This is a genomic window from Hymenobacter sp. DG01 (assembly GCF_006352025.1).
Taxonomy (GTDB): Bacteria; Bacteroidota; Bacteroidia; order Cytophagales; family Hymenobacteraceae; genus Hymenobacter.
The window spans coordinates 3,170,077-3,192,744 of sequence record NZ_CP040936.1; the positions used below are offsets into that span (position 1 = coordinate 3,170,077).

Here is a 22,668-nt window from a genome sequence, read left to right on the forward strand (position 1 = left end):
TAAACGAGATACGTAGTACGCAGATTAGCTCCTCAGGTAGATCTTTCCGCAAAAAATCAGGGAGTTTTCTTCTGCGTCAGACTGACAATCCACTGGCGAATGACTTCTTCCGCTTCGGGCGAGAAGCTTTCCTTGGGCACTCCATTTACCAGCGGCCAGGTGGAGGCATCGCTCTGGAACAAATGGTTGACACCGGTAAGCTTGCGGCTGGTAACGGCGTTGTTGCCCCTGAGGGCCTTGCTTAGGGCAGTCAGGTTGGTTTCGGGGGCTACGTTCAGGTCGGCGGTGCCATTGAGCAGCAGCACGGGGCATTTTACCTGGCCCAGTTTGGGCAGCGGGTCAAAGGCCAGATAACTGCGGTAGCGCCGGGTAGTTAGTTCTACAGCGCCGGCCCGGGCCGTAATGGAATCGACCGACGGATTGGTCTGGCGGATCATGTTGGCCACGATGGCACGGGCCTGGGCAGCGTTGGCCGTATTCTGAATAATTTCCATAATAGCCTGCTGGCGTTTTACGGCGGCCTCTACCTGGGCCTCATCGGCCCCCAACGATTTGAGGGTGTTAGCCTGCTGCTCCACTGCCAGCGGAGCTCCCCGCTGCCCGTGCGCCGCCAGGGCTACCACAAAGTTGGGGGGTAGCGGCTGCGCGGCGGTCAGCAGCGCCACGTTCCCGCCCAGTCCGTGCCCGATTACGCCGAGCTGGCTCAGGTTGATTTCGGGCCGAGTGCGGAGGTAGTTAAGAGCCGCCTGCACGTCGGTGACGGTTTCCTCCACGGTAGCCAGAATGCCGCCGGTTTCGCCGGCTCCGCGGCTGTCGAAGCGCAGCACAGCAATACCGCGGCGCGTGAGGTAGTCGCCCAGGATGCCCAGTAGGCGGTAGTCGCCCACGGTTCCGTCACGGTCGTAGCCGGCATCGTCGGCAACCAGCACCACGGCCGGAAACGGGCCTTCGCCGGCCGGTACCGTCAACTGGCCGCCAAAGCGCAGGTCGGCGGCGGTGTTGGTGTACTGCACGTCTTCTTCGCGGTAAGGCGGGGTCAGGCGGGCCTTAGGAGCCGTACTGATGGGCGGAGGAGCGTACTGCAGGGTCATGGGCACGGAGTAGCCGGGCTGCTTCCAGGTGCCCTGCACTTCCTTGCCGCCCGGTAGCAGCTGGCCGGTAAACTGGCTGCCCACGTCTTCGGCCTCAAATACTACCGTGTCGCCGTGGGTAGTGACGGTTACGGGCAAGCGGCTGATTTTTTGCAGCGGTACATCGAGGGTCGCGAAGTAGGAGCCGTTGGTCAGGCTTACCAAGCGGAATACCACTTCCAGTTGGCCCCCTGGCATTTTCAGAGGGCCTTTCCAGAAGCCCTCCAGGGAGGCGGCGGCCGCAGCCGGCCGCCCCCCCATGAGCATAACGATACTCAGGCCCAACAGCAGGCGGCCCAAACGAAACAGATGGTTCATGGCAGCTAGAGCAAAAATGCGTTGGCTGGTGCTAGAGGCCCAGGTTGTACACGGCCTTCAGGTAGAAGTACCGACCAGTAAGGGGCATCTGCTGCGACTGATAGGGCAGGATATCGAAATCGTAGGGCACGTTGACGGGGCGGCCGTAGGTTTGCTGGAAGTACTGGCCGTACTGCTCCAGGGAGGCAAACCCATCGGGGGCGCGGCCCTGACGGGCGGCCTTGCTGATGTAATCAGGATACACGTTGAACACGTTGTTGACGCCGGCCGTCAGTTGGAGGCCTTTGGTAGGCCGGAAGGCCACCGTCAGGTCGGTGGTAGCCTTGGCGCGGAAATCCAGGAACACACTACCCTCATCCAGACCATCGAAGTTGAAGTCGTAGGTCTGCACGCGGCCAAAGTAGAAGTTGCGCATCAGCACGCTGAACTTGCCCAGGTCGTAGCCCGTGCTCAGGATGAGCTTGCTGGCCGGGTTGCCGGTAGTCACCAAGGACAGCTGGCGCTGGTCGATGTAGTTGTTGCCGGGCTTGTTATCGGTTTGCAGAGACTGGAACTGGCTGGGCACCTGCAGGGCCCGGATGGTAGTTTTGTTGAAGTTGGCGGCCAGGCTCAGGTTGAGCGTGCCCCGACCCACGGCGTTGCGGTAGGTTACCACGGCGTCGAGGCCACGGGTGCGGGTATCGGCGGCGTTGGTAAAGAACTGGGCGTTGTCGGCGTTGGCCGCGGCCAAGGCTTGGTTCAGGGCCGGGCGGGCGCCGGTGGTATCCTGGCCAAACTGCCCGGAGAGCAGAATCCGGTCGTCGATGTCAATCTGGTAGGCATCCAGGGTCAGCGTCAGAGCGGGGGTAGGCGTCAGAATCAGACCCGCACTGATATTGCGGGAGCGTTCGGGCTGCAGCTGACCAATACCGGCGGCGGCGGCCACTTCGCTCTGGTTGTTGAAGATACCGCTGTACTTCGGCCCCGTGGAAGTGGGTAGCAGAGTGAGCTGGCGGTACAATACCTGCTGCAAGGCCGGCGCCCGGAAGCCCGTGTTGAAGGCTCCGCGCACGGCCAGCATCTTAGCCAGCTGGAGGCGCGAGGCTACCTTATAAGTAAAGGCGGAGCCGAAGGAGTTGTAGTTTTCGAAGCGCAGAGCGGTTTCTACCATCCACTGCTTGGTGATGTCCGCTTCCACGTCGGCAAAGGCGCCCACGTTGCGGCGCGTGCCGCTGATAGTGGTGCTGGGGTCAAAGCCGATAAAGCCCTGGGCCCCGGCTGAAGCATCGGCTTTGCCCTTGCCGTAATCAAAGTAGGAAGCTTCCTCGCCGGCCAGAATGGAATACCGGTCATGGCGCAGCTCGGCCCCGAACGCCACGTTCGTACCGGCCAGGGCTTTCGGGAACAGGCGGCTGAAGGTAGCGTTACTCACGTTTTGGGTGAAGCGCAGCCCCCCCGCCTCAAACTCGGTGGGCGAGGCACTGCCCAGGGTGCTGTTCAGGGTGTTGGTTACATCGTAGCGCATCTGGTTGCGGCCCACCACATGGCTGAGGTCCAGGTTCCATTGGCCCAGCGTGAAACCGAATCCGGCTACGGCCGAAGCATCGTGAATGCGGGTGTTGATGTGGGGCTGGTAGCCCAGGGGGAAAATGTCGTCCACGATGTCGGCGGAGGCAGAGGCGGGTAGTACCCACGGGGCCACGGCCTCGCCCCGACGGAAGTTGTAGCCCCCGAACGAGTACAGCCGGATTTTCTCCGACAGCGGCATCGACAGGTTATACACGCCGCGCAGGTTGCGCATCTTAGCGTCGCCGTTCTGCTGCTCGAAGTCGGCGTAGGTTTTGCCCGAAGCGGCCATCATCTGGCGCTCTTCCTCGGCATCATACGAGAAAACGGGCCAGGAGGCAATGTCGCGCTGGGGCCGGCGGGTGGTGGCGCCGCGGTAGTCGGCATCGGCCGTCAGGTTCAGGAAGCCTTTTTTGCCCAGTTTCAGCCCTTGGTTCAGGCTCAGCAGGCCCGTGAGGCCGTCGCCGGCGCTGGTAATACCCGTGCTCAGCAGGGCGTTACCGCCGTGGTTGTCTGATTTCAGGTTGATGTTGATTACGCCGGCAATGGCATCGGAGCCGTACTGGGCCGCTGCACCGTCGCGCAGCACTTCCACCCGCTCAATGGCGTTGGTGGGCAGCGTGTTCAAATCATACCCTACGCTGCCTAGCCCCCGGCTCCCGAGCAGGTTAATCAGGGAGGTAGTGTGGCGCCGCTTGCCATTCACCAGCACCAGGGTTTGGTCGGGGGCCAGGCCGCGCAGGCTGATGGGGTCCACGTGGTCGGCGCCGTCGGCGGAGGTCTGGCGGGTTGAGTTAAAGGAAGGTACTACCTGGTTCAGCACCTGGGTCAGGTCGGTCTGGGGCACCAGGGGTAGCAGCTCGCGCATGTCAATCACATCCACAGGCACCGTAGATTCCAGTAGGGTACGGTCGGCGCGGCGGGTACCTACGGCTACCGTGGCCACGGGCATTACCGTCACGAAGCGGCTGGGCTTATCGGCCACCAGAAACACGTTGGTCAGCAACTGGGTGCGGTAGCCCGACCGGGCAATCTGAATGGTGTAGGGGCCGCCGGCCAGCATGGCCGGAATGCTGAAGGCGCCCTGGTCATCGGTAGTGGTAGTACGGCGGATACCGGTGGGCAAGTGAATAGCTACTACCGTCGTAGCAGGCAGCACTTCCCCTTTATCGGTGCTAACAGTACCATTGATTTCAGCGCCGGGAGCCGCTGTCTGAGCTCGCGCGGCAGTTAAGCTAAACAGTACCCAGGTAGCCAATAAGAAAAGGCGGGTAAAGATTGGGGGCATATAAGAACTATATAGAGTGGGAAAATCCTGTAATCCCAAAATGATTCACAGGTATCCCAAAGCTAGATAGAATATTGATATATCATATATTACTAAGTTCCATTTGTATTATATAAATTCAAAATCCATAAATAGAACAAATAAACACAGGTAAATCATAATATATCATCGTTTATACTGATATAAATCCAATTCTGTTTTCGTGGTTTTTGGGCCTATTCGGCTATAAAGACCCGTTTTACCCGCTCACTCACGTTCGTGAGCAGCTCATACGGGATGGTATTGATGCGGACAGCCAGTTCCGTTAGGGGTAAATCTTCCCCAAATACCACAGCCGAGTCGCCAGCCTGGGCTTCCGGAATGCCCGTTACGTCCACCATGCACATATCCATGCATACGTTGCCAATAAGCGGTGCCCGCCGCCCCCGGATAACCACCTCCCCTACCCCGTTACCGAAACGCCGGTCATAGCCATCGGCGTACCCGATGGCCAGGGTGGCAATGCGCCGCTCGTAGTCGGTGGCCTGACCGCGCCGCCCATACCCTACGGTAGCGCCGGCAGGTAGGGTCTTGATCTGGGAAATGGTCGTGCGCAGACTGCTGACGGGCCGCAGGGCATCGGGCTCCTGCCCGCTGGCCTCCACGCCGTAGAGGCCAATGCCCAAGCGCACCATGCTGTGCTGGGCCTGGGGGAAGCGCACGATGCCGGCCGAGTTGAGGGCGTGTTGCAGGATGGGGTAGCCCAGGGCCTGTTCCAGCTGGGGCGCCATGCGTTGAAACGCGGCCAGCTGCTGGTGGGAGAAGTCGTTGTGCTGGGCCTCATCGGCGCCGGCCAGGTGGGTCAGGGCGCTGGCTACACGCAGGTGGGCAGCATTATCGCGCAGCAGCTGGCAGAGCTCGGGCAGGTCTTCCTCGGCGAAGCCCAGGCGGCGCATGCCGGTATCGAGTTTGAGGTGAATAGCGGGCAGGGGCTGCTCCCGGGCGGCACGCAGGTAGTCGTGCAGGCGCTCGAACGAGTAGATTTCCGGCTCCAGGTGGTACTGGCGCAGCTTCTGGAAGGCATCGGGCGAGGGGTTCATTACCATTACCGGCAGACTAATGCCGTGCTGGCGCAGCTCTACCCCCTCATCGGCATAGGCCACGGCCACGTAATCGACGCGGTGAAACTCCAGCAGGTTGGCCACCTCGTAAGAGCTGCTGCCGTAGGCAAAGGCTTTCACCATCACCATCAGCTTCACGCCCGGCTGCAGGCGGCGGCGGTAGAAGTTAAGGTTGTGCACCAGTGCATCGAGGTTGACTTCGAGCACGGTGCCGTGAATTTTCTGCTGAAACGCGGCCACTATCCGCTCGAAGCCATAGCGGCGGGCACCCTTCACCAGAATCAGCTCCTGCCGGAACTGCTCGGGCTGGAAGCCGGCCAGGAAGGTCTCGGTATCGGGATAAAACCGGCTATCCAGACCGGTAAAAGCCGCGCCGTACTGGCTGATATCCGGCCCGATGCCGATGAGGCGCTCTACGCTGTGGGCCGGCAGCAGGGCCGCTACCCGGGCGTACAGCTCGGCCCCGCCCAGTCCCGACTCCAATACGTCGGAGAGGATGAGGGTGCGGCGGCCGCGGCGGGGCTGGCGCGTGAGGGCATCGAGGGCCAGGCGCAGGCCGGCCAAGTCGTTGTTATAGGTGTCGTCGAGGACGTAGCAGTCGTTGAGGGCCTGCTTCATTTCCAGGCGCATGGCCACGGGCTGCAGCCGGTCGAGGCGGCGCTGGATTTCGGTGGGCGCTACCTGCCGCCAGAGCAACACTGCCAGCCCGTGGAGGGCGTTTTCCACCGAAGGCTCGTCGGCGAAAGGCAAAGTGAAGGTGTATTCTTGGGGGCGGGGCCGGGCGCGTTCCACCCGCACCACGGTGCGGTCGGCGCTGGCCTCGTGCACTACCACCAGCAGGTCGGCCTCCTGGGCATCGTAGCGGGCGCGCTGGCGCGTCCAGGCACTCAAAATAGTGCGCTCAGGACGTAGCTGCTGGCGGGCGGTGGCATGCACCAGGGGGTGGTCGGCGCAGTAGAACAGGGTGTCCACGTCCTCGAACAGACGCATTTTCTCGGCTACCTTTTCCCGGGCTGAGGCAAAGCCGGCGTCGTGGGCGGTGCCCAGGTTGGTGAAAATGCCCAGGGTAGGCTGAATAATGCGGGCCAGGCGCGCCATTTCGCCTGGCTCCGAAATACCGGCCTCGAAGATGCCCAGCGTGTGCGTCTCGTTCAGCTCCCACACGCTCAGGGGCACGCCCACCTGCGAGTTGTAGGAGCGGGGGCTCTTGCAAATCAACTCATCGGGGCTCAGCAGTTGGGCCAGCCACTCCTTCACAATGGTTTTGCCGTTGGAGCCCGTGATGCCGAATACCGGCAGGTGAAACCGGCGGCGGTGGTCGGCGGCTACGGCTTGCAGAGCTGCCAGGGCATCGGGCACCAGCAGCAGCCCTGCCTCGGGGTAGGCGCCTACTCCACCCGGAATGGCTGCTTCGGCATCTACCACAAACAGGCGCACCCCGGCCCGGTACAGCTCCGGCAGGTAGCGGTGGCCGTCGTGCTGGGGGCCGCGCAGGGCAAAAAACACGCTACCGGCGGGCGTGGTTACTTGCCGGCTATCCAGCAGCAGGCGGTGCACGGGCGCGGCCGAAGCCGGGAGCTGAAGCAGGGTACCGCCGGTAAGAGCGGGCAGGTGGGAGAACTGAAGCATAGCAAGGCAAAGGTACAGTAGCGGGTTACTTCCTACTTCGGGCCGCCCGCCCTGTTACGATGCGCGGAGTCCGTCCGACTGGTTGACGCCCGGGCGGCCGGCGCAATTCACCGCACCACTACGCTGACCCCGGGCGCCTACCCCCTCCATCGGCCCAAACCTCCACACCGGTAACCGGCCGGACGGGTTCCGAACATCGGATCGGAGCGAGCGGCGCGGTATCTTTGCGGGGTAGTACCCTATTCTGTTCGTAGTTGAAACTCTCGCGTCATCACCTGGCCGCCTTGGCGGCTTTTCTTATTTGGGGCTTTTTCCCGATTCCGCTACGCTGGCTGGCCGGCTATGCCAGCGGGCAGATTCTGTTTTTCCGCATCCTGATTTCGTTGGTGTTGCTGCTGCTGCTGCACGGGCTGGGGCGGCGGGCGGCCGTGCAGGCGGTGTGGCGGCAGTGGCAGGCGGCCCCGCCCGCCGAGCGCCGACAGCTGGCCGTCACCACAGGGGTAGGCGGACTGCTGCTTACCTCCAACTGGCTGCTCTTTATTTATGTAGTAAACCAGGTGAGCGTGCAGGCGGGCTCGTTCGCCTACCTTATCTGTCCCATCCTGACGGCTCTGCTGGGCTTTGTGGTGCTGGGCGAGAAGCTGCGCCCCAACCAGTGGGCAGCCATTGGGCTGAGCGCCCTGAGCTGCCTGCTGCTGGGAGCAGGGGCGGTAAAAACCTTGCTCATGAGCTTGGTGGTGGCTTCTACCTACGCGGCCTACCTCATCAGCCAGCGCCGCCTGCAAGGCTACGACCGGCTGGTACTTCTGACGGCGCAGCTGCTGCTGGCGGCCCTACTGATTCTGCCGGTGGCCCCCCTGCTTGGGGCGCAGCCGCTGGCGGGCTTCCGGGATGCGCACCTGCTGGCCGTAACGGCTCTGCTGAGCCTGGGCTTTACCGTGGTGCCTCTGTTCCTGAACCTCTACGCCCTGAACGTGCTGCCCTCCGGCACGGTAGGCATTATGATGTACCTGAATCCGCTGGTGAGCTTTGCGCTGGCCTTTCTGTATTTCGGGGAGCAGGCTACGGCCACCCAGGTGGGGGCCTACGGGGTAATTTTGCTTTCCGTGGTGCTGTATAATCTTGCTTTCCAGCCCCGCCCCCAGCCAACAAACCCCTAAAACGGGTACCTTCGGGCTGCCAGGCCGGGCCGTGGGGCTCCGGCGGGCCGTGTTCCGACTTGTTTGTAAGCCGAATGATTACTCCTCCCCGTCAGGCCGCTGCGCCGCTCTGGCGGCGGGTGCTGCCGCACCTGCTGGCCGTCTTGTTTTTCCTAGTGCTGGCCGCCGTGTACTTCTCGCCCATCCTTTTCGATGGCAAAACACTGGCCCAGCACGACATCGTACAGTTTAATGGCGGGGCCCACGAGGCGGCCCAGTTCCGGGAGCAAACCGGTCAGGAGGCCCTCTGGACCAACTCCATGTTCTCGGGGATGCCCACCTACCTCATCAGCACCCGCTTCCCCGGCGACCTGAGCGTGTACCTGCACCAGCTCTTTACCCTGGGGCTGCCGGCGGTGGTAGCCAACCTGTTTCTGGCCCTGGTCTGCGGCTACGCCTTGTGCGTGGCCCTGGGCCTCTCGCCGCTGGTCAGTGTGGTGGGGGCCGTGTCGTTAGCCTTCACTAGCTACAACCTGATTATTCTGGCCGCCGGCCACAACACCAAAAGCCTGGCCCTGGCCTATGCCCCGCTGGTGCTGGCGGGCCTGCTGGTGGCGTTCCGGCGCAACAAGTGGCTGGGCACGGCCCTGTTTGCCCTGGGCCTGGCCATGAACGTGCGCTCCAACCACCTCCAGATTACCTACTACCTGCTGCTGCTGGTGCTGGTGTTTGGGGTAGTAGAGCTGATTTTCGCGGCCCGCGAGAAGCGCCTGCCCGATTTCTTCAGCCGCACGGCGCTGCTGGCGGTGGCCGCCCTGCTGGCCGTGGGCGTAAGCTTCGGCCGCCTCTACACCACCCTGGAGTACAGCAAGTACAGCATCCGGGGTAAGTCGGAGCTGAAGACGCCGGCCCCGACCGCGCCCGGCCAGGCTCCTACCCCCGCCGAAGACAGTGAAGGCTCGGGCCTGGGCAAGGACTACGCCTTCAGCTACAGCTACGGCATCGGCGAAACAGCTACTCTACTGATTCCCAACTTCTACGGCGGGGCTTCGCAGATGAAGCTCAGCGACAACTCCGAAACGGGTAAGGCCCTGGCTGCGGCCGGGGTGCCACCGGTGCAGCTCTCAGACTACCTGGCCCAGATGCCCACCTACTGGGGCGACCAGCCCATTACCAGCGGCCCGGTGTACGTGGGCGCGGTAGTGTTCTTCCTGTTTGTGCTGGGCCTGATGGTGGCCGACCGCCGCACCCGCATCTGGCTGCTCGTGGGCACCCTGCTCTCGGTGCTGCTGGCCTGGGGCAAGAACTTCGAGACATTCAACTACCTGATGTTCGACTACTTCCCGGGCTACAACAAGTTCCGGGCCGTGAGCATGGCCCTCACCATTGCCCAGCTGACGATGCCCCTGCTGGCCGTGCTGGCTCTGGCCCGCGTGCTGCGCGGCCGGCCGGCCGTGGCGCCGGCCGCTACCCCCGGCACCCATCCCAGCCTGGCCGCTCTGGCCGGCAAGCCCACCGACGATGCCGACACGGCCCTGCTGAAAAAGCAGGTGCTGCGGGCCCTGGCCATTACAGCCGGCCTGTGCGCCCTGGCCTTCCTGGCCGGCCTTGCTTCTGATTTCGCTGCCCCCATTGACCTGCAGCTGCAGCAGCAGGAAGGCTTCCCGCTGGCCGCCCTGCGCGCCGACCGCGCCGATCTGCTCCGCACCGATGTGTTCCGCTCCCTGTTCTTTGTGGCCGCCGCGGGCGGAGTGCTGTGGTTTTTCCTGCAGCGCAAGCTCTCGGCCGGCCTTGCGGCTACTTTGGTGGGGCTGCTGAGCCTGATTGACTTGTGGGGGGTAGATAAGCGCTACCTTAACGATGCCAACTTCCAGCGCGAAACCGTTGCCGAGCAGTTCGTACCCTCCCCCGCCGACCAGCAGATTCTGCAGGATAAGGACCTGAGCTACCGGGTTTTTAACCTGCAGAACCCCTTCAACGAAGCCAATACCTCCTACTTCCATAAGAGCATTGGGGGCTACCACGGGGCCAAGCTGCGCCGCTACCAGGATTTGATTGAGCGCCAGATTTCGCAGAATAACCTGCAGGTGCTCAACATGCTGAACACGCGCTACGTGATTGTGCCGGGCCAGCAGGGCCAGCCCCAGCAGGTGCAGCGCAACCCCGGCGCCCTGGGCAACGCCTGGTTTGTGAGCGAAGTCCAGAAAGTACAGAACCCCGATCAGGAAATCAGTGCCCTCACTAGCCTGAACCCTGCCACTACGGCCGTGGTAGATGCTTCGAAGTTTCCGGCCGTGAAGCCGGCCTACTCCGCCGCAGGCTCCAGCATTGCCCTGACCAAGTACACGCCCAATGAGCTGACCTACCGTGCCAACGCCGCCCAGGATGGCCTCGTGGTCTTCTCCGAAATCTACTACGAAGACGGCTGGAACGCCTACCTCGACGGTAAGCCCGTACCGCACATCCGGGCCAACTATGTGCTGCGGGCCCTGCCCGTGCCCGCCGGCACGCACACCATCGAGTTCAAGTTTGAGCCCTCGGAGTATGCCCTCGGAAACACGATTTCCCTGGTATCGTCGGTGCTGCTGATTGTGGCCCTGCTGGGGGCGTTGTACTACGCCCTCAGGCACCGCCCCGAGCCGCACACCGTTACCGATACCCTGCTGGCGTAACGGTAAGGCGGTAGGATAACCGGGCTGTTATGGACAGGCAGCACCAACGCCATCCTTCCCGCATAATATCCCTACCCCCTGAAACGCCACAAACCGTAGGGTGTGGGGCTGGCCCCCGTCCGTCGTCCGGGCCGCTCTACCGGTAATCGTTCAGGGAGCAGCAAGCCCCGCCCTACCCCCTCATGATGTGACAAGCCCTTGACGGATACCTGCGTCAGGGGCTTGTTACGTTAGCGGGTGCGGGTCAGATGAATGGCAGAATGGCGCGGCTCCGCTTCGACATGACCTCACGCAGGCACTGATCCACTTATTCACTGTTTCACCTTTCGCCCATGCTTCTGCAGCCCCTACCGGAGCCCGCCGCCGACCGGGCCGGCGTGCAGCTGCTGCTGCTGCGCGACGACCTGAACCACCCTGACCTCCCGGGCAATAAGTGGCGCAAGCTCAAGTACAACTTACTGGAAGCCGGGCGCCTGGGCCAGACTACCTTACTGACCTACGGTGGGGCCTATTCCAACCACCTGGCCGCCGTAGCCGCCGCCGGCCGCCTGACGGGGCTGCAAACCGTGGGCGTGGTGCGGGGAGAGGAGCTACGTAAGCAGCCCCTGAACCCGACCCTGGCCCGGGCCCGGCAAGACGGAATGCGCCTGCACTTCCTGGACCGCACCACTTACCGCCGTAAGCACGAGCCGGAGGTAGTGGCCGCGCTGCTGCGTGAGCTGGGTCCGGCCTACGTGCTGCCCGAAGGCGGCTCCAATACCCTGGCCCTACCCGGCTGCGCCGAGCTGGTGCCAGAGCTGCTGGCCCTCACTGATTTTGATACCCTGTGCGTGGCCTGCGGCACAGGCGGCACCCTGGCCGGCTTGCTGGTTGGGCTGGACGGACAGCGCGAGGCTCTGGGTTTCGCGGCCCTGAAAGGCGCCGATTTTCTGCGCCCTGACATCAATGCCCTAACCCTACAAGCCACCAGCCGGGTGTACTCCAACTGGGCGCTGCGCACCGACTATCACGGCGGGGGCTACGCCCGCCTCACGCCGGAGGTGCGCCGCTTCGTGCAGGCGTTCCAGCAACGGCATGGCGTTCTGCTCGACCCTATTTACACCAGCAAAATGCTGATGGGAATTCTGGACCTACTGGCCCAGGGGTACTTTCGGCGCGGCAGCACGGTGGTAGCCGTCCATACCGGCGGCCTGCAGGCTTGGGCTGGGTTTGGTGGCGTCTGAAACGAAGGGTTGGCTAAGCCGAAGGGGGTAGGGCGACCCGCTGCAGCCCGCGCCGCAGCCGGTATATCCAGGGAGTGAGCCCCAGGGCAGCCAGCACGAACAGGTAAGGCAGCACGGGCCCCGAGAAGCGCACGTCGTAGTCCTCTACAGTAAGGGCCACAATGGCGGCCTGCAGCAAAAACGTAGCGGCCAGAAACACACGCATGGGCCGGGCCACCCAACGGGCAGCCAGTCCGCGCAGCGCCAGCCAGTAGAGCGGGGGTAGCGTGAGCAGCTGCGCCAGGGCATGGAAGGCTGAGAAATAAGGCTTGGGGAAGCCCATAAAGAACGTCAGCTTCCAGACGGCCAATTGCCCGAAATAGCGCGGATTATGCCAGATAAAGTACGCCAGCCGCCCCACGGGGGTGGCCTCCGGGGGAGGCAATGCCAGCGGCCCCGTTGGCTGCATCAGAATACCATCGTACATGAAAATGATCATGCCCTCCTGGTAGGTTTTGATAAGCCGGAACGTGAGCAGCAGTTGGTTGAGGGCTACCCAGGCCAGCGGCAGCAGCAGCACACCCCCGATAACTACCCCCCACTGTACCCGGCGTGATGCCCGCTGCCGCACCCAGACCCCGCCGGCCACCGCCGCCGCCGCCAAAGCCACAAAGCCATTGGGCCGGATACTTACCGTAGCCAGCAGCACCAGCAGCGCCAGGCCCCAACCCGCCGCCGTACGGGCCCGCCCCACCGCCCACAGCGAAAGCAGCAGCAAGCTGGTAAACAGTGACTCCGTGAGCAGAAAGGCATTGAACCGCTGAATCTCAGCCCACCCGATGTAGAGCAGCGTAGCCAGAAAAGCAGGCTCCCAGGCCCCGTGAGCCAATCGGCGCACCGCCCGGTAAAGAGCCACGGCTGCCAGCCCCCCCACTGCGTACTGGCCCAGGCCCATAGCCACCGGCCCCAATCCCAGCTTCAGGAAGGCACTCAGGAAAAGCGGATAGCCGAGGTAGCGGGTGTAATGCACCTTCACGAAATTGCCCTGCTCCGCTATCTGGTGGGCGTAATCGAGGTAGTGCACACTGTCGCCGTAGGTGCGGGGGCTGCGGTTTACGTACCAGCTGATGGCCTGGGCCACCAGCCACCCCAGGGCCAGCAGGGCCACATGGTGGCGCTTCAGCCACCGCCCGCCCCGCAGCAGCAGGGCCGCAACACCAGGAGAAGGAGTAGTGGCAAAGAAGGCAGGCATTGGGCGGCAGCGCAAAGACCAAAGCTAGCGCACCCCGGCCAAACTCCGGCCCGAACCGCCTTCTTTCCGGTTGCCTGCGTATATAGCGTGCTTACTGCTCTGCTTTCCCATGCCCCTACCTCGTCTGCTACGCCGCCTGCTTCCTCTTGCTTTTCTGGTAGGACTGGGGTGGCTTCTTTGGAGTAAAGTGCGCCCGGCGCTGACCGATTTTAGCAACCCATTGGCCCCTACCCCCCAAATCACCGTCACGCACAATACCGTGCTGGAAAAGGTAGAAAGCCTGGGCCGGCTGGAACTGGTGCGCTACCAGTTCAAGGACGTGGTAGAGTACAAAAAGAGCACGTACCGCTTTCTGCCCGACGCCAAAGTGGCCTTGATTGTAGCCGGCCACGCCGTAGGCTGCCTTGATTTGCGCCAGGTAAGGCCCCAGGATGTGGTACTCGAAGGCGACTCGGTGCTGCGGGTGGCCCTGCCGGCTCCGGAGCTGTGCACCTGGCAGGTTGACCACAGCAAAAGCAAGGTATATAGCGTAGAGAACGGGTTTTTCCAGGATGCGGAGCTGGTAGATGCGGGCTATAAGTACGCCGAGGCCAACGTGCGCACGGCAGCCCTGCAATCCGGGATTCTGGCCCAGACGGAGCAAAACGCCGAGCAGGTGCTGCGCCCCATGCTCGAAACCATGACGGGCCGGCGCGTTATCCTTACACGTCGCCTGGAGCTACCCCAGTTGCCGAAGCGGCAGTAGCCCTAGGGCATTAGCCCTCGTCTTCGGCCTCTTTCTCTTTGCCGAAGTCGTCCAGCGCCATCTTAATCAGGTCCGATTCGTAGCCTTTGGCGGTAAGAAACAGCTGAATTTTCTGGCGCCGCAGCCGCGGGTTGCGCTCCTTTTCCTGGCGGTCCTTTTTTTCCAGCACATCCAGCAGATTCTGGTAGTACTCGTCGCCGTCAATTTCCTTCATGCCCGCCTTGATGCAGTAGTCGGAAAGGCCTTTCTGCTTTAGCTCCTGCTGAATCCGGCGGCGGCCCCACTTTTTCTGACGCACATGGCCGCGCACAAAGCTTTTGGCGTAGCGCTCCTCATCTAGGAAGTTCTCCCGGCTCAGCCGGATCATAATTTCACCAGCCTCGTCCTCATCCAGGCCGTACTCGCGCAGCTTGGCTTCTACCTCCTTGAACGTGCGCTCCTGGTAGGTGCAGTAGGCCGCAATTTTCTGCAAGGCTTCGGCGGGAGTATAGAATTTCTTTTTAGGCTGATTCATGGCGGGAGGTTAGGGAGAAGGGAAACCAGAGCAACAACACGCCGCCGGGCTAGATTCCGTCAGGTCAAATCTACTATAGCCCAGGTAAGCAAATTGCCCCAGCTTGCCACCCACAGGCGGTTTTGCCCTACCCCTCCCCTGCTTTCGAAGCCTGAACCGGGGTAGCGGCTCCGCAATTTTCAACCCCATACAACCTTTGCCCTGGCTATTTCCTCTATCTTGACACCATCTGTGAACAAGTATCTGATGCAGCGCTATTTCCTGATTTTACTTCTGCTTCTGGCCGCGGCCGCGCCTGCTACTGCCGGCATCATCCGAGGCCGTATTACCGACAACAAGGGCGAGGGCCTGGCCTTTGCCAACGTGGCTGTGCGTACCACTACCACCAGCACCGCCTCCAACGAGCAGGGTAACTATCAGCTTCGGTTGCCGGCCGGCCGCTACGAGCTGGTGTTCCAATACGTGGGGTTCAAGCCCCTGCTGCAAACCGTGCAGGTAGCCGGCGGCGACACGGCCACAGTGCTCAACATCACTCTGGCGCCGGAAAGCTATCAGCTGCGCGAGGTGGTAGTTCGCTCCACCGATAAGGACCCCGCTTATACTATTGTGCAGCAGGCCATGCAGTGGCGGCGCTACCACCAGCGCGAGGTGGCCGCCTTCAAGGCCCGTACCTACATCAAAACCCTGGCGCGCTTTACGGATGTGCCGGGCAAGATTCTGGGGTTGGTGAAGGTAGGGCCCGACATTAAGCCGGGCATTTTTTACCTTTCCGAAACCGTATCGGAAATGAGTTTCCGCCAGCCCAACCTGGTGCAGGAGCGCATGATTTCCTCCCGCGTGAGCGGCGACACCAAGGGCATCAGCTTTAACCGGGCCAGCGCGGGCCGGGGCCTTAACTTCTACCAGAACGTGCTGAAAAGCGGCTTTTCGGAGCGGGGCTTTATTTCGCCGATTGCAGCCAATGCCCCACTTTTTTACCGCTACGAGCTGGAAGGCAGCACCCGCCAGGGCGCCCTGCTCATCCATAAAATCAAGGTGACGCCCCGCCGCCGCACCGACCCCGTGTTTGCCGGCCACATCTACATCGTGGATGGCACGTGGCGCCTGCACTCCGTGAGCCTGGACCTAAGCAAAGATGCCCAGCTCGATTACGTGGATAACCTGCACATCGAGCAGATTTTCGCGCCCGCGCCGGGTCCTTCCGATGTGTGGGTGATGCAGTCCCAGAAAGTAACGGTGGGCTTCACGGCCTTCGGCTTCAAGGGCAATGGCTACATCACGGCTATCCTTTCCAACTACAAGGTTACGCCCACCTACCCCAACCGGCCGGCCCCGACTACCCCCGCTCCCACCGCCAGCCCCGATACTCCCGACGACGCGCCCGTGACTCGTGAAACAGTAGCTCAAGTGAAAAAGCAGAAGCCCAAGCTCGCGGGTCTGGCCCGCACCGTGCGCCGCGAAGGCCGCCAGGCGGCCACCCGCGATACAGCCGGGCTGGGAGTTGGTCAGATGAAGCGCGGAGAGGTAATGCTGGTGGAAAAAGGCGTGAATGAGCGCGACACCAGTTACTGGGCTACCATCCGGCCTGTGCCCCTCACGGAGGAAGAGCAGAAAGACTACCACGTAAAGGACAGCACCGAGGTAATCCGCAACTCCCGCCCCTACCAGGATTCGCTGGACCGCAAGCGCAACGAGCTTAGCTTTAGCAAGCTGCTACTCACCGGCTATGGGTACAGCAATACGTTCCGGAAGCGGCAGTGGTACGTGGCCCCGGTGTTCAACATCGTGAACTACAACACGGTAGAAGGCCTGGTGGTCAATCCGCAGGCTACCTACACCCAACGCACCGACGACCGGCGCACCTGGTCCGTGACGCCTTCGGTACGCTACGGCTTCAGCAATGAGCTGCTGAGCCCCAGCGTGGCCGCCTCTTGGCAGCTAGATGCCGTGAAGCTTTCCCGCGTGAGCCTGCTGGTAGGCCGCACCATTGAAAATTTTGACCCCAGCAGTCAGCTTACCCCCTTCATCAATACCTATTATACCCTGCTGGAAAACCGCAACTACGCCAAGCTCTACCGCCGCGACGGGCTGCAGCTGGGCTACCAGTGGGAGCCGCTCAACGGCCTGACGCTGCAAACCACGGCCAGCTACTTCCGCCGCTATGAGCTACAGAATACTACCTTCAAGCTGCTGCGCGACCGGGAAGGCCGGGCCTTTACCTCCAACCAGCCCGTAAACGCAGAGCGCCCCGATGGCACCGCCTTTGGCCGAAACGAGGCGCTTACCACCGAAGTGGTGGCCTCATTCCGCCCCGGCCAGCGCTACATTACCCGCCCCGACGGCAAGTTTAATCTCGGCTCTAAATACCCTACTTTCTCGCTGACCTGGCGGCAGGGGGTAGGCGGCGTGCTGGGTTCCGATGTACGCTACACCTTGCTGGAGGCCGGCGTACGCCACTCTATCAGCCTGGGGCTGCTGGGCACCAGCAACTACCGGGTAGCGGCCGGCGTGTTTCCGGGCTCCTCCGCACGGTTGTCGTTCATGGATTTCCGCCACTTCAGCGGAAACCGCACCTACCTGACCGAGGACTTCAGCAAATTCCAGCTCCTGGACTACTACCGCTTCAGCACGGCTGATAAGTTTCTGGAAGCCCACTACAACCACCATTTCAACGGGTTCCTGCTCAACAAAATCCCGTTGCTGCGTCGCCTGCACTGGCAGGAAGTGGCCTCGCTCAACTACCTCACTACCCCCACTGCCAACCACTACCTGGAGTTGGGGGTAGGCGTGGAGCACATCTTCAAAGTCCTGCGCGCCGACTTCTACACCAGCCTGCAATCCGGCCAGCGGGCCGGCACTGGCGTGCGGGTAGGCATTGGTTTCTAAGCTGATAGAGTGAGGAGGTGGAATGGTGACAAGTAAACAAGGATGGGGTGGCAGAATAGCCGTGTAAGCTATCTGCCACCCCATCCTTGTTTACCTTAATACTGTCACTATTTAACTTCCTCGAAATCTACGTACTCACCGCCTTTGAACTCCTTGGGGCTTTGAGGCTTGGCGCGGGGCGGCACGTAGTCCACCTGCACTTCATCGGCCGAAGCAGTACCGGACCGGCGGGCCTCCGGACGGGGCTGGGTAAAAGGGGCGCCCCCAAACTGCTGACCAAAACGCTGCGCCTGCTTCTTAACCAGGTTTCCAACCACTAGGCGGAGCACCAGGGGCATCACGAAGCGCATGATAAGCCAAAGAATCAGCAGAACGAGCAGGAATTTTATCATCAGGAAAGCTCAGCAGCCGGAGCAATGGGTTGAAAGTAGAAGTCAGCCGTGACGGCACTGTTCAGCTGCGCCTCAGAACACGGTACAAGCTCAAAACGCTCGGAAAGTACAAATGGTTTATAGCCGAGTTCGGCCAGCAGTCCGGTTACGGCCCGGCGGTTTTCCAGCCCGTTCAGCTCCGTCTGAATCAGTGGCCGAAAGCGGCGCAGGGTGGCCTGCATATGGCGGAACACCTCGTACTCAAAGCCTTCCACATCGCACTTCACGAAATCGAGCCGCGGCAGATTCCGGAACAGTTCATCCGGCACCCGCATGGGCACCTCGTAGGTGCGGGCGTAGCGCTCCTGGGTGTTACTGGCCGCTACTTTGGTCATACCGTGGTGCAGCAGGCCGTCGCGCTCCGGGGTACCCATCTGCACGGTACCCTGCTCCCCACCGAGGGCGTAGGGCAGCAGCGTAAGGTTGGAGTAGCCGCTCAGCCGCACATTATCTTTCCAGATGGCCTGAAAAGCCGGAATGGGCTCTACGGCCAGTACCTGCCCCTCGGGCCCTACCCGCCTGGAAAGTGCCACAGAGTAGTAGCCCAGGTTAGCGCCTATATCAATGCACACGAAGCCAGGTTTAATAATCTGCTCCAGAAAAAACAGCTCCGGATACTTCTGCCGGCCCCAGCCCGCCCCCACCAGGTGCAGGTACACGCGGCTCACCAGCCGGATGTATTGCTCGAAGCCCAGCGTGCGGACCAGCAGCTTGCGCAGTTGTTTCATCATAGTGGCGCAAAGATGCCGGAAAGCCGGCAAACCTGCTGACTGCCGGGAGCCGACTTTTATCGGGGCTGTCGGGTGCCGCTCTTATTCCACCACGCCGAAACGCTGGCGGCCACTACCCCACCGAGTAGATACCAAGCCACCGTCATGGCCTTGGTTTGGGGTGTGCGGTTGCTGGGGCCGTCACCTAAGCCCATGGGGCCGGGCAGCACCACACCGCCTACCCCCGCTGCCAGCCCCAAGGCCACCCCGCGCCACCACACGCCCGGGCCGGTACCTACCAGGCTGTAGTATAACCCGTTGCTGAGCACGTCGCCGCCCAGGGTAAGGCTGTAGGCGGCAGCGGGGCCGGGCTGGGGCGCGTTGGCTTTGAACAGCAGCCGGCGCAGGCCCCGCTCGCCTAAAATATCCATGCGGGGCGCATCTACTGGGCGTAGGTGTCGCACCGTTTCGTGCACCGCATTCAGAACCAGGGCTCCGACCAGGCCACTACCCAGGGCCTGCACCAGCGAAGAGGAAGAAGCAGTTTTCATATAACAAGTGAATAGTTGAGCCGGGGGCTGGTTGGTTTTGCAAAAAATTACGTTTCGGCCTTGCGTGTTGTTCACCGGGCTTTCTATCTTTGCAGCCCCAGGCCGAACAGCCTACATCGGGAAAATGCCTGTTTAGCTCAGTTGGTAGAGCAGCTCATTCGTAATGAGCAGGTCGTTGGTTCGAGTCCAATAACAGGCTCTGCAAGCGCCGCTTCCACTCCGGAAGCGGCGCTTTTATTTTGGTGAAAACAGAAAAAGCGGCCGGAAAGAAGTTCTTTCCAGCCGCTTTTTCTGTTTGGTCAGCTACGCTAGCAGCCTACAGGTCGGAGGCGTAATCGTCTTCGCCGTAGCTACGGGTAGCACCGCGGTACACCGAGTCGTTGGAGCTGTCCCACTTCGACGACGAGGAAGACTTGCTGCTGTTCTCGTTATCCGAGGAGCCACGGTACGCGCGGTAGGTTTCGCCTTTGGCGCTGCCGCTCTTCGAGCGCAGGGCCAGCCAGCTCAGGCCACCGGCCAGCAATGCTCCGCCGATTACTTTTTGCGTGGGGCTCATTTTATTTACCTGGCCCATGGCCTTCGTGCCCAAATCCTTGATCTGCTGCACATCAATATTCTTCAGCCACTGCTGCTGATCCAGCCATGACTGCTGCCCCGACTGGCCTTGCTTGCCCGTAGCGGATGCGCCCTGCTTCGAATCACCCGAGCCGGTAGGCTCGTTGTAAGCAGAAGATGCCGAGTCGTCGGCCCCTTGTGAGGTTTCGCTGGCGGGGGTGAATGTAATGTGCTTATGGGCGGGAGCGCCGGGTTGATTGGATTTTTGCGAGCTCATAATGGGAAAGGTTTGGGGAGTACATCTAATCTAAACCAGGCAGTTAGCCGGTTCCCTCCCCTATTCGTGAAAACCCAGCCGAAGGTTATAGGCGGCTCTGGAAATTTATCCTTCCCGCATCGGTTCAGCCAGCCTTGGGGGTAGGATGACGCTCCGCGCTGCCGGGCAGCGGCCTCCCCTGAGCATAAAGAGCCGCGTTGCGCTCCGCCGCCTCCCGGGCAGCCACTTCAAACGGGATATTATAGTACCCATACCGGGCCCAGTCGCGCAGATAACGCACCAGAAACCCCAGGCGCCCATATTGCTCAAACTGCCGGATATGCTCCATCTCGTGCGCTACCCAGAAAGGGTCGCGCAGAAACTCCTCGCGGCTGACTCCGCTCAGATGGATGCTTCGGCCCAGCACCATGGCCACGTTTGGAGCCCCTAGCTTAAGCCGGGCCAGCCGGGCTAGCGGAGAGTTTTCAATGATACGCGGCTGCTCCATAAACTGCTGAAAATTGGGGCGGATTATACGCATAGTATTTGGATGCGGTTGAGAAATGAAGCATAATTTTTTCCAGAAACCGCTGTTTTATAAGAAGAATTTTATCCTGTTTCGGGACTGAAGCTTGGCGGTTCCGAAATTTTAGGGCTAGCTTTAACCAATGGCCGTCGAACCGGGCTCCGGATTCGGCGACTTAAAAGGTCTTTTTCATCACCCTTTTCGCTATCCGGTTCGCCCGGTTGCCTATCGAAAAAAAGAAGCACGCTTACGCTGCCCGGTAGCCCCCGGCAGTGCTTTTACCACCTCCCGACGGACAATGAAGAATAGCATACTGTATTGCCTCGCCGCGGCCTCGATGGTCCTCTCTTTTTTCTTCGAAAATTCATCTCCTGCTTCCTCGGCTGCTTCAGCCGCTCCTACTACCCAGGAAGCTTCTTTCCTCAGCGGCCTGCTCTCCGGCGACGAAGAGCCCCACACGCTGACTGCCTCCGACTCCCTGGCCTACGATAAGGCCGCCCACCGGCTGGGCATTGCGGCCAGCTACACGGAAGACAAATCCTTGCTGGAAACGGTTGTATCGTGGCTGGGTACCCCCTACCGCTACGGCAGCAACAGCAAAAGCGGTACTGACTGCTCCGGCTTCGTAACCCGTGTATATAAGGAGGCCTATGGCATTACCCTGCAGCGCAGCTCTCGCTCGATGTTCAGCAGCGTAAAGCACGTACAGAAAGACGAAATGCAAACCGGCGACCTAGTGTTCTTTCGTCGGGGTCCTGGTCAGCCCATCTACCACGTAGGCATCTACCTGAAAGACGGCAAATTCGCTCACTCCGCTACCAACGGTGGCGTAATGGTCAGCTCCCTCAACCAAGCCTATTATAGCCGTAATTTCTACGCGGCCGGCCGTGTGGAGCGCTAAGCCTACCTTTAACCCGCAGCCCCAATTTTTCAAACGCCTTGTTCTGCTGAACGAGGCGTTTTTGTTTTTTAGACCAGCCTGAAAGTCAGAAAACCATTTTGCCCTAACGGAGTATAGCACAGCGCTGGGACGTAGCTTTGTCCCATCCACCTTTCTCTCCCTTACGCTCTATGGACAAGCAAAACCCCAAAGGCGAACAGATTGCCTCTTCCCCTCTTTTCAAAAAGTTTGTAGGCAAAGCCGAAGAATATATCAAGAAGCCTACGCGCATGAAGCAGCTGCTGAACGACGCGTATCAGAAAGCCAGCGAGAAAAACGATGTAGGCACCATCGCGCACGAAGCCTGGGAAACGCTGCAGACGCTTTTCCGTCTGATCCGATCCTCGGTTTCGGGTGAGTACACGGGGCTGCCCACCTCCACTGTTATTGCGGCCGTGGCAGTTACCATCTACTTCCTGAGCCCCATTGACCTGATTCCGGACTTTGTTCCGGTGCTGGGCCTGCTGGATGACGTAGCCCTAGTTGCTTGGTTTAGCACCACTATCAAGGAGGAAATGGAGAAGTTTCTGGAATGGGAGAAAACCCGTCCTTCTCTTATCACCGACGCCGAGATAATAGAAGACAAAAAGGCCGCTGCGCCCTCCATGGCTCCCGTAGAGGCTCCGGATGCCCATAACCCAACCGCTTCCCGCACGGACTCCGGCATCAGCTCCCCCGACAGCAGCCGGTCGGCGCCGGCCAGCATAACGGATGCTACCCCTGCTTCGGATGCAACCCCGCACGCTGATACCGCCGCCAATACTACTGACAGCAGCCGCGAGCCGCACCTGAGCGCCAGCTCCGGACGCAACAGCGGCGGCGACCCGGGCGGCAACGTGCGGTAACGTTCTTCGCTGCCTAAGCACGCCAATGCCCCGTCAGGATGGTACATCATGTAGATGTTGGCCATCCTGACGGGGCATTGGCGTGCTTAGGCGGCTGGGCTACTTTAATACCCACCAGAGGGGTAGGGAGCAGCTTACGCGCCGAACAAGACTTGCTGGAAACTTAGGCAGCTTTGGCGTGCGAGGCTACGTAATCCACAAAATCGCCGACGGTAGCCAGGGGCACTTCATCGGGGATGGTGATGTGGAAGTTGCGCTCCAGCTCCAGAATGATATCTACGACATCTACGGTGTCGAAGCCCAGCTCCTGGCTAAGGCTGCTACCGATACGCAGGCGCCGAGTCTTGATGGCTTTGCGCTTGCTGATGATGCGCAGCACTTGCTGCTGAATAGATTTGGGGGCGGTAGTCGTTGAGGTAAACATAGGGGAAACG

At 61.2% G+C, this 22,668-nt stretch carries 17 protein-coding genes, 1 tRNA gene and 1 pseudogene; 8 read left to right on the plus strand and 11 right to left on the minus strand.

What is annotated here, in order from left to right; translation table 11 throughout:
- Positions 1 to 56: 56 nt before the first annotated feature.
- The 3 genes from FGZ14_RS13470 to FGZ14_RS13480 form a co-directional block, all read right to left on the minus strand.
- Entirely contained in the window at positions 57 to 1,448 is a 1,392-nt protein-coding gene (locus tag FGZ14_RS13470; protein WP_139924758.1) for a S9 family peptidase, read from the minus strand.
- Between the two features lie 31 nt (positions 1,449 to 1,479).
- A complete protein-coding gene (locus tag FGZ14_RS13475) occupies positions 1,480 to 4,281 on the minus strand; it encodes a TonB-dependent receptor (protein WP_139924759.1) in 2,802 nt (933 codons plus the stop codon).
- Between the two features lie 215 nt (positions 4,282 to 4,496).
- On the minus strand, positions 4,497 to 7,010 hold the full coding sequence (locus FGZ14_RS13480) for a bifunctional UDP-N-acetylmuramoyl-tripeptide:D-alanyl-D-alanine ligase/alanine racemase (protein WP_139924760.1): 2,514 nt from the start codon (positions 7,008 to 7,010) through the stop codon (positions 4,497 to 4,499).
- Between the two features lie 254 nt (positions 7,011 to 7,264).
- On the opposite strand from FGZ14_RS13480, the gene FGZ14_RS13485 reads away from it, so the two are divergent.
- From FGZ14_RS13485 to FGZ14_RS13495, 3 genes are all read left to right on the plus strand, one after another.
- On the plus strand, positions 7,265 to 8,170 hold the full coding sequence (locus tag FGZ14_RS13485; RefSeq protein WP_139924761.1) for an EamA family transporter: 906 nt from the start codon (positions 7,265 to 7,267) through the stop codon (positions 8,168 to 8,170).
- 74 nt (positions 8,171 to 8,244) lie between these two features.
- Positions 8,245 to 10,821 (plus strand): YfhO family protein, encoded by a 2,577-nt coding sequence (locus FGZ14_RS13490; RefSeq protein ID WP_139924762.1) that lies wholly within the window; start codon positions 8,245 to 8,247, stop codon positions 10,819 to 10,821.
- Positions 10,822 to 11,153: 332 nt separating this feature from the next.
- Entirely contained in the window at positions 11,154 to 12,044 is an 891-nt protein-coding gene (locus FGZ14_RS13495; protein ID WP_139924763.1) for a 1-aminocyclopropane-1-carboxylate deaminase/D-cysteine desulfhydrase, read from the plus strand.
- 13 nt (positions 12,045 to 12,057) lie between these two features.
- On the opposite strand, the gene FGZ14_RS13500 is transcribed toward FGZ14_RS13495, so the two are convergent.
- The gene (locus FGZ14_RS13500) at positions 12,058 to 13,275 is read right to left on the minus strand and encodes a hypothetical protein (protein ID WP_139924764.1); all 1,218 of its coding nucleotides are present in this window, start codon (positions 13,273 to 13,275) and stop codon (positions 12,058 to 12,060) included.
- A 109-nt stretch (positions 13,276 to 13,384) separates the two neighbouring features.
- Here FGZ14_RS13500 and FGZ14_RS13505 point away from each other — a divergent pair, with 109 nt between their 5' ends.
- Positions 13,385 to 14,020 (plus strand): DUF4230 domain-containing protein, encoded by a 636-nt coding sequence (locus FGZ14_RS13505; protein WP_139924765.1) that lies wholly within the window; start codon positions 13,385 to 13,387, stop codon positions 14,018 to 14,020.
- 10 nt (positions 14,021 to 14,030) lie between these two features.
- On the opposite strand, the gene FGZ14_RS13510 is transcribed toward FGZ14_RS13505, so the two are convergent.
- Positions 14,031 to 14,534 carry a regulatory protein RecX gene (locus FGZ14_RS13510; RefSeq protein ID WP_139924766.1) on the minus strand — a complete coding sequence of 168 codons (504 nt, stop codon included), beginning with the start codon at positions 14,532 to 14,534 and terminating at the stop codon, positions 14,031 to 14,033.
- 231 nt (positions 14,535 to 14,765) lie between these two features.
- On the opposite strand from FGZ14_RS13510, the gene FGZ14_RS13515 reads away from it, so the two are divergent.
- Positions 14,766 to 17,420: a DUF5686 and carboxypeptidase regulatory-like domain-containing protein gene (locus tag FGZ14_RS13515; protein WP_139924767.1), complete on the plus strand. Its 2,655-nt coding sequence runs from the start codon at positions 14,766 to 14,768 to the stop codon at positions 17,418 to 17,420.
- Between the two features lie 107 nt (positions 17,421 to 17,527).
- On the opposite strand, the gene FGZ14_RS13520 is transcribed toward FGZ14_RS13515, so the two are convergent.
- The 3 genes from FGZ14_RS13520 to FGZ14_RS13530 are packed head-to-tail and all read right to left on the minus strand — an operon-like array spanning position 17,528 to position 19,112.
- Positions 17,528 to 17,812 (minus strand): DUF4834 family protein, encoded by a 285-nt coding sequence (locus FGZ14_RS13520; RefSeq protein ID WP_139924768.1) that lies wholly within the window; start codon positions 17,810 to 17,812, stop codon positions 17,528 to 17,530.
- Positions 17,812 to 18,582: an FkbM family methyltransferase gene (locus FGZ14_RS13525; RefSeq protein WP_139924769.1), complete on the minus strand. Its 771-nt coding sequence runs from the start codon at positions 18,580 to 18,582 to the stop codon at positions 17,812 to 17,814. Before FGZ14_RS13525 ends, FGZ14_RS13520 begins: the two co-directional genes overlap by 1 nt.
- A 56-nt stretch (positions 18,583 to 18,638) precedes the next feature.
- The gene (locus tag FGZ14_RS13530; protein WP_139924770.1) at positions 18,639 to 19,112 is read right to left on the minus strand and encodes a hypothetical protein; all 474 of its coding nucleotides are present in this window, start codon (positions 19,110 to 19,112) and stop codon (positions 18,639 to 18,641) included.
- 126 nt (positions 19,113 to 19,238) lie between these two features.
- On the opposite strand from FGZ14_RS13530, the gene FGZ14_RS13535 reads away from it, so the two are divergent.
- Positions 19,239 to 19,311 (plus strand) — tRNA-Thr (locus FGZ14_RS13535).
- Positions 19,312 to 19,428: 117 nt separating this feature from the next.
- Here the strand turns inward: FGZ14_RS13535 and FGZ14_RS13540 are convergent.
- Both FGZ14_RS13540 and FGZ14_RS13545 read right to left on the minus strand, forming a co-directional pair.
- Complete coding sequence (locus FGZ14_RS13540) at positions 19,429 to 19,944, minus strand: hypothetical protein (RefSeq protein ID WP_139924771.1); 516 nt, start codon at positions 19,942 to 19,944, stop codon at positions 19,429 to 19,431.
- 124 nt (positions 19,945 to 20,068) lie between these two features.
- The gene (locus FGZ14_RS13545) at positions 20,069 to 20,464 is read right to left on the minus strand and encodes a hypothetical protein (protein ID WP_257883227.1); all 396 of its coding nucleotides are present in this window, start codon (positions 20,462 to 20,464) and stop codon (positions 20,069 to 20,071) included.
- Positions 20,465 to 20,747: 283 nt separating this feature from the next.
- On the opposite strand from FGZ14_RS13545, the gene FGZ14_RS13550 reads away from it, so the two are divergent.
- Positions 20,748 to 21,350, plus strand: coding sequence for a C40 family peptidase (locus tag FGZ14_RS13550; RefSeq protein WP_139924772.1), 603 nt, complete (start codon positions 20,748 to 20,750; stop codon positions 21,348 to 21,350).
- A 269-nt stretch (positions 21,351 to 21,619) separates the two neighbouring features.
- Positions 21,620 to 21,874, plus strand: a pseudogene (locus FGZ14_RS22075) (YkvA family protein); the annotation flags it as partial.
- A gap of 523 nt (positions 21,875 to 22,397) precedes the next feature.
- Here FGZ14_RS22075 and FGZ14_RS13560 read toward each other — a convergent pair.
- Entirely contained in the window at positions 22,398 to 22,658 is a 261-nt protein-coding gene (locus tag FGZ14_RS13560; protein WP_139924773.1) for an acyl carrier protein, read from the minus strand.
- Positions 22,659 to 22,668 lie beyond the last annotated feature (10 nt).

What these genes read in the sequence shown, in the direction of transcription:
- FGZ14_RS13470 (WP_139924758.1), bottom strand. Translation starts at nt 1,448, where the DNA reads ATGAACCATCTGTTTCGTTTGGGCCGCCTGCTGTTGGGCCTGAGTATC.
- FGZ14_RS13475 (WP_139924759.1), bottom strand. Translation starts at nt 4,281, where the DNA reads ATGCCCCCAATCTTTACCCGCCTTTTCTTATTGGCTACCTGGGTACTG.
- FGZ14_RS13480 (WP_139924760.1), bottom strand. Translation starts at nt 7,010, where the DNA reads ATGCTTCAGTTCTCCCACCTGCCCGCTCTTACCGGCGGTACCCTGCTT.
- FGZ14_RS13490 (WP_139924762.1), top strand. Translation starts at nt 8,245, where the DNA reads ATGATTACTCCTCCCCGTCAGGCCGCTGCGCCGCTCTGGCGGCGGGTG.
- FGZ14_RS13495 (WP_139924763.1), top strand. Translation starts at nt 11,154, where the DNA reads ATGCTTCTGCAGCCCCTACCGGAGCCCGCCGCCGACCGGGCCGGCGTG.
- FGZ14_RS13500 (WP_139924764.1), bottom strand. Translation starts at nt 13,275, where the DNA reads ATGCCTGCCTTCTTTGCCACTACTCCTTCTCCTGGTGTTGCGGCCCTG.
- FGZ14_RS13505 (WP_139924765.1), top strand. Translation starts at nt 13,385, where the DNA reads ATGCCCCTACCTCGTCTGCTACGCCGCCTGCTTCCTCTTGCTTTTCTG.
- FGZ14_RS13510 (WP_139924766.1), bottom strand. Translation starts at nt 14,534, where the DNA reads ATGAATCAGCCTAAAAAGAAATTCTATACTCCCGCCGAAGCCTTGCAG.
- FGZ14_RS13520 (WP_139924768.1), bottom strand. Translation starts at nt 17,812, where the DNA reads ATGATAAAATTCCTGCTCGTTCTGCTGATTCTTTGGCTTATCATGCGC.
- FGZ14_RS13525 (WP_139924769.1), bottom strand. Translation starts at nt 18,582, where the DNA reads ATGATGAAACAACTGCGCAAGCTGCTGGTCCGCACGCTGGGCTTCGAG.
- FGZ14_RS13530 (WP_139924770.1), bottom strand. Translation starts at nt 19,112, where the DNA reads ATGAAAACTGCTTCTTCCTCTTCGCTGGTGCAGGCCCTGGGTAGTGGC.
- FGZ14_RS13540 (WP_139924771.1), bottom strand. Translation starts at nt 19,944, where the DNA reads ATGAGCTCGCAAAAATCCAATCAACCCGGCGCTCCCGCCCATAAGCAC.
- FGZ14_RS13545 (WP_257883227.1), bottom strand. Translation starts at nt 20,464, where the DNA reads ATGCGTATAATCCGCCCCAATTTTCAGCAGTTTATGGAGCAGCCGCGT.
- FGZ14_RS13550 (WP_139924772.1), top strand. Translation starts at nt 20,748, where the DNA reads ATGAAGAATAGCATACTGTATTGCCTCGCCGCGGCCTCGATGGTCCTC.
- FGZ14_RS13560 (WP_139924773.1), bottom strand. Translation starts at nt 22,658, where the DNA reads ATGTTTACCTCAACGACTACCGCCCCCAAATCTATTCAGCAGCAAGTG.